This window comes from Photobacterium frigidiphilum, from assembly GCF_003025615.1.
In the GTDB taxonomy this organism is placed as follows: domain Bacteria; phylum Pseudomonadota; class Gammaproteobacteria; order Enterobacterales; family Vibrionaceae; genus Photobacterium; species Photobacterium frigidiphilum.
The window spans coordinates 1-5,662 of record NZ_PYMJ01000076.1 but is presented as its reverse complement, the minus strand read 5'-3'; the positions used below and the strand labels follow the sequence as shown (position 1 = coordinate 5,662).

10 protein-coding genes and 1 pseudogene are annotated in these 5,662 nt (G+C 43.9%); 9 read left to right on the top strand and 2 right to left on the bottom strand.

The genetic code is table 11. The features are described 5' to 3' along the window. Both C9J12_RS29410 and C9J12_RS29405 read right to left on the bottom strand, forming a co-directional pair. A pseudogene (locus tag C9J12_RS29410) lies at positions 1 to 305 on the bottom strand (hypothetical protein); the annotation flags it as partial. 413 nt (positions 306 to 718) lie between these two features. Continuing rightward, complete coding sequence (locus C9J12_RS29405) at positions 719 to 1,372, bottom strand: XRE family transcriptional regulator (RefSeq protein ID WP_170111921.1); 654 nt, start codon at positions 1,370 to 1,372, stop codon at positions 719 to 721. A gap of 136 nt (positions 1,373 to 1,508) precedes the next feature. On the opposite strand from C9J12_RS29405, the gene C9J12_RS29400 reads away from it, so the two are divergent. From C9J12_RS29400 to traK, 9 genes are all read left to right on the top strand, one after another. Then, positions 1,509 to 1,700 carry a TraY domain-containing protein gene (locus tag C9J12_RS29400; protein WP_107246919.1) on the top strand — a complete coding sequence of 64 codons (192 nt, stop codon included), beginning with the start codon at positions 1,509 to 1,511 and terminating at the stop codon, positions 1,698 to 1,700. A 330-nt stretch (positions 1,701 to 2,030) separates the two neighbouring features. Beyond that, positions 2,031 to 2,408, top strand: a complete 378-nt coding sequence (locus tag C9J12_RS29395) for a hypothetical protein (RefSeq protein ID WP_107246916.1) — start codon at positions 2,031 to 2,033, stop codon at positions 2,406 to 2,408. Between the two features lie 139 nt (positions 2,409 to 2,547). Then, a complete protein-coding gene (locus C9J12_RS29390) occupies positions 2,548 to 2,772 on the top strand; it encodes a hypothetical protein (RefSeq protein WP_107246913.1) in 225 nt (74 codons plus the stop codon). Between the two features lie 212 nt (positions 2,773 to 2,984). After that, complete coding sequence (locus C9J12_RS30905) at positions 2,985 to 3,155, top strand: hypothetical protein (protein WP_170111920.1); 171 nt, start codon at positions 2,985 to 2,987, stop codon at positions 3,153 to 3,155. 91 nt (positions 3,156 to 3,246) lie between these two features. Next, complete coding sequence (locus C9J12_RS30565) at positions 3,247 to 3,447, top strand: hypothetical protein (RefSeq protein WP_146150136.1); 201 nt, start codon at positions 3,247 to 3,249, stop codon at positions 3,445 to 3,447. A 223-nt stretch (positions 3,448 to 3,670) separates the two neighbouring features. Further along, positions 3,671 to 3,943 carry a type IV conjugative transfer system pilin TraA gene (traA, locus tag C9J12_RS29385; RefSeq protein ID WP_107246910.1) on the top strand — a complete coding sequence of 91 codons (273 nt, stop codon included), beginning with the start codon at positions 3,671 to 3,673 and terminating at the stop codon, positions 3,941 to 3,943. A gap of 2 nt (positions 3,944 to 3,945) precedes the next feature. Beyond that, a complete protein-coding gene (gene traL, locus C9J12_RS29380; RefSeq protein WP_107246908.1) occupies positions 3,946 to 4,248 on the top strand; it encodes a type IV conjugative transfer system protein TraL in 303 nt (100 codons plus the stop codon). 10 nt (positions 4,249 to 4,258) lie between these two features. Beyond that, positions 4,259 to 4,822 (top strand): type IV conjugative transfer system protein TraE, encoded by a 564-nt coding sequence (gene traE, locus C9J12_RS29375; protein ID WP_170111919.1) that lies wholly within the window; start codon positions 4,259 to 4,261, stop codon positions 4,820 to 4,822. Then, entirely contained in the window at positions 4,819 to 5,553 is a 735-nt protein-coding gene (gene traK, locus C9J12_RS29370; RefSeq protein ID WP_107246902.1) for a type-F conjugative transfer system secretin TraK, read from the top strand. The genes traE and traK overlap by 4 nt, the downstream gene beginning before the upstream one ends. Positions 5,554 to 5,662: the final 109 nt, after the last annotated feature.

Here is a 5,662-nt window from a genome sequence, read left to right as displayed (position 1 = left end):
GGGAATCGATTCGGGTTCTCGATGAACTCTTCACACCCTTTTAAAATACGGGAAAATTCCTGTGGCAGGGTTTCAACCTCACCATTTCTCAGTAATCGTCTCGCACGAAAGCCAATCGCAAAGTTAGCGGTTTTGTCCTGGGCTTGCAGTTTTTGGTTTTCGCGCTCAACCACATCATGATGCAACTCGATTAACGTTTGCTTGCGTAACTTACGCTTAGCACGGTATTCGGCATCATACTCGCCCTTATTCGGCGTGACGGGTGTAGGTTGTGGGCGTGATATTGAGGATTCAGCGAAGGCCATGACACACATCCTCAACATAAGTACACAAAGCATACGCTAGGGCATTATGGTGATAGAAATGGTGTCTGAGTCTTTGAGGCTGCAAAGTGCAGCTAGGTTGGGTTTTCATAATATTAATTCCGACGTTTAAAGGGTCTGTTTGGGTCTCACGCCAAACATTGCTAAACACTATAATCAGAATCAGTAAAAAGATCAAATACTTGATCAACAGACACAAAAAAGGCCAAACCACGTCGGAAGTTCGGCCTTTTTTGCAAATGCTATATAGTTAGATTGAGGGTCTAACACATTCTAAATTAGGAAAAATACACTACATAGAAAACTATGTAGTAGCGTGCTATGCAATGCACTTTAACTCCTATTTATGTTTACATTATAAAATAAGTTAAATATTTTTCAACTATAGAATAACTTTATCTATATGATAATTGGCAAACAACACGACCAAGAATTTCAAAATTTGACAATTCTTGAAATGTATAATTTTCATCATTGTATTCAGAGTTATAACTTTTAAATTTAATACCTGTTGATGTGTAAGACAAAGATTTAACTCGTATGATTTCTTCTTGCCGCACTACATAGATTTTACCATCTCTTATACTCCGTTCTGTCATATCAATAATGATTATTGAACTATCTAATAATACTGGTTCCATACTCTCCCCAGTAACTTTAATACAAACCAAGTCTTTTATACTTGTTCCCTTTAACATATTGATATCTATTGAAACATGTGAAAATTCACGATTGATTGGAATTGTGCCCAACCCAGCAGACGCAGCTACATTTTCATAAAAAGGAATTGAGACACAAGCCGCATTATCAATTATGACTTCTTTTCTCTGAACACCAAGTAAAAGCCACTCAAATGTTACGTCGAACAAAGAGACTAGCGCTCTTAAATTCGAACCTTTTGGCTCTGTTGTATTGTTTTCCCACTGAGATATTGCCATAGGTGTAACTTTTATTTTTTTCGCTAACTCTTTCTGAGTAAAAGCATTTTCTTCTCTCAGCTTTTTTATTCTTTCACCAAATGTCGTTTCACTCATCTTCATTACATTCATATCAACCCTCATATAATATGAACGAATATGAGTAAAGTTAGACTATTTATAGTAAAGTTAAACTTTACTTGATACTTAAACTAACTTAATATATTCACCATGATCATCCATACTGTACGCCACATTGGTATTTAATATGAATTCAAAACAAGAATATGATGATCGTGAAACTAGCAGTATTTGCGCTGTCGGCATTCAATTTAAGATTAACGCTGAATCCAATGCCACATTGATACGCTCAGCCAACATCGCTGAGCGTCCCAAAAGAGCCGAGGCTAAACTGCGGCTTCAAGATCACTTAAAACGGTTCCCTAACTGGAAACCATAAAGCAACACAAGTAATGACAAGCTCTTAAACCTAAAAATTCCGGATAGGGATTTGCTCTTTACCTAAGCGCCAGTAGAGCGCGGGTGGGTTAGCCCAAGAAAAACTACACTGCCAGCCCACCACGGGCGGCGACCATGGCTGTCAGGCGTGGGAATACGTGGTTACAACTGACTGCTTAACACATAGAGCTGAAATGCTGCTTTGGTCAAGCTGTATGAATTGTGATCATACACAAGCGAAATATCACAACTGGGGTATTGCAAGATACCCAGTCAACTTTGAGATATCAAAAATATCTCAAAGTTGATTGAACCATGGAGAGTAATCATCATGTTAAAAATAATGTATGCGTTAATTACTTATGATGATCTGGTGCATTCCCACGGCATAAGCGGATTATCAGAAAAGTCATATGATCATCATGCCATTTTAAAAGTACATTTTGTTGCCGAAACAGATAAAGGCATTGTTTTTTCAGCTCTCGTTGATGACAACGAATTACTACAGTTTAAATCATTATCAATGCCACTCGTTAATGTGTCGTATAAGATAATTAAAAATAAAAAACCACCGAGACGACCTATCTCTACGTCATTAAAATCAATGAAAAAATATCATCGAACACTGAATAATTTAACGATGTCAGAAAAAAACTGGAAACAATTTCTCGATCCTAAAATTTGTATACTCTCTCAATGTTATTATTAATTTCATTCCTATCAAAGATTACGATGCGTAGTCGCCCAATAAGTCCGTCATTGATACGCTTAGTCTTAGCTTACACTTACCTAATTTTTAGCGTTATCAATGGCGGTATCCTCACTCATCAAGCAAAGGAAGCGGTGAAATGGCCACAAAGAACCTATCTAACGCAATAACAGCACTTCGAACCCAAGTTCGTGCACGACACGGTGCAGATAAACAGGCCCTGTCGATAGCCTCTCAAGCCGTTAAAGAACAAGCCCCGTTTACACAGATGATACAACAAGCATTGATTGGCAATAAAGACGGTAAAACATTATCCAATATCACTGCACAATGGGTTAATCAGCAACACAAACCAAAAGACTAATACAATTACCAATCAAAGGGTCCCCCCATATTGACGCGCTTATGTGTCATGCCATTACCGAGCAACGCGAACCCATGTTATGGCATATGAAGGATCTCGCGGTTGTATATTTGATCTTCGTTCCATCCTTATTCAGAAGCATTTTTTTACACTCAAAATCAATAACAACACGCTATTACGATGACGTATTGTTATTCACAGGGAGGTCTGACATGAATAAAAATGAATTCTTTTTAGCTTACCCATCCGCCCCACCTAAAAAAGCAGCCCGTGATGCCGCATATCGCCAGCGACAAGGCAGAGCAAGGCGCCAGATAGAAACACGCCGGGATGCACGATCCTTTGGGTTGTCACTGGCTGATATTAATGCTGGAGAGGGCTAATATTCCTTCCCCAGCTAACGGTTCATTCATCTCTAAAGGAAAGCCTATGTGAACAGCCATTAACCCTTTGCTTTTTATCAGCAACACTCGGATGTTAAACCCAACAGGTCGCGTATTCACGACGATAGGACGAGTGTCCCCTCATCATCTGTCCATGACGACGTACAAACCGCTATCGGTAGTGCGTCAACAGAATGAATACACCCATGACGTTACCCTAACCATCAATGAATCATGCGATAGCGCATCCTATCATTACCTGTGCGGCACAGGTATCAAGGCCGCAACCTAATCATTATTGACACACTTGTGTCGCCCTTTATCTCGATAAAGGGCGTTTTTTCATGCGTAAAACATCGCTATGCAGACCGACGTGTCGCAGGCGAAATCAATGACTCCCCCTAATTCATTGTTAATCACACCTTCCCCTCACGGGGCAGGCGATTGACTGTTCCCGTCAGTCTGAATGTGTCTGGAAACCACACGTAACATTTCAACTATAAAAAGGAAAAAACATGTCAACGAAACTAGGTGTACTCATCATTGCCACCGGGGTAGTCCTGGCGATTAGCCAACCCGCCCTCGCCGCCGATATCTTTGCCGGCTCGAAAACGGTCATCAAAGAAAATGCGGATGGCGATTCAGGGCTGTATATGGGCATGACTGTGGCCGGTCTGGGCTCCGCAGCCCTTGGGGGCTTCCTCACTAAAAATTGGGGGGGAGCCATCGGCGGGTTCGTCACGGGTATGATCTTCGCCAATACCGCAATGGCTATCGTAGGGCTCTAACCATGGACAACCCCGCTCTTTTTTTTAATATTCCAAAACAACTTTCAAAAGGAAAAACATTCCTCGGCTTCCCCAGCGATGAAGTGCTTCCAGCGTTGGTTATTTTTGGGGTGTTTCTGGCGGGGCGTCATGAAGCAGTGGGGTTCGTCCTCGCCGCATTCTGGTTCCTTGGCCTGCATTCCATCAAGAAAACCCATGGCGATAATTTTATTCGCCTGACCCTTTACTGGTATGCCCCCGATAGCCTCAGCGCCCCCCTCTTTGCCATCACACCCAGTGCGGAAAAACGCTACTGGATCCACTAAGGCATTCACCATGCTCAATAACAACAAGATCAATATCCTCGCACTGTCAAAAGCCCTCAATGGGTTGTTATTGCTGTTCACCATCGGGCTTTTGTTCACCGTGGTTATTCTGGGGGGCACATTGGCCACCCAGATCAACAGCAAAAGCCGGACGCTGGTGCCCCCCACCATCAGTCAAGCCTTTACCATCTCTGACGGCGCAGTCGACAGCAGTTACTTACAACAAATGGGGGAGTACGTCACCTACTTGAAACTCAACATGACCCCCAAGAATGTCGAGCGTCAATACGGTCAGCTATTGGATTACGTCGGCAGTGAAGCATGGTCCAACATACAACCCACATTGATGGCCGATGCACAGCAGATCATCAAGGAAAATGTCAGCAGTCGATTCGATGTCGACACGGTGAACGTGTCGGTCCCGACCTTGAAAGTCAAAGTCACGGGCACCTTACAAAAACACGTTGGCTCTCGGGCACTGGAGCCAGAGCTCGCCAGCTACATCGTGGATTTCGCCTATGAATACGGGGAAATTTCAGTGCTGTCCATCCGAAAAATCAAGGAGTCAACATGAACAGATGGCTATGGTTCGCGATCATCATGGCAGGGTGTGTGAGTGCCACGGCACACGCTAAAAACACCCCGGGCACCACCTATACCTTTAATGACAATGATACCGTCCCGGTTGTCCTATCCAGTGTTGATATCAACCGTTTGGTGGTGAAAAACGACAAGATCACTGGCATTGACTGCCCGGCAGGATTTTGTGTGGTCTCAGGCACCAAGACGGACACTTCGGGCTCTGCCCGGCTCAAACTCAATATTTCCGTGGCGTTCGTCGCCTATGTCAGCACTCAAAAAGGCCGACAATTTGGGATGTTCATTACCCCCCAAGCCATTCCGGGGATCACCTCTGAATTTATCGGGGTGCAAAATACTCAGCACACCCCGTCGGTATTTGAGAAAAAAGCCCCCTACACCACCCAACTGGCAGAATTTACCGCGCAAATGATCCGCTGGACGAAGACGGGTGAAATGATGGGCGGATTCAGCCTGCATCCTGTGGATCCCAAGACCGTCACGCACACATTAAAAGCGCGTTTAGCCGTGATACCCGACACGATCTTCGTCGGCAATACCTTCTCGGGTATTCGTTACAAACTGAAAAATAACACCACGACCACTCAATCGCTGACCACCGCACAATTTTATTCCCGTGCAGCCCGCTCGGCCGCGTTATCGACCAACCAGCTGGCACCGAACGACACCGCTTGGTTATACATTGTCACGGGAGGGCGGTGGTAATGGATCTATTCAAATGGTTCAAACGCGATCCCGAGGGGGATTTTGAAGACGGGGCAAGCCTCAATACCCAAAACAAGCAACGCAACCTGATCGCATTCGCTTCATTTAC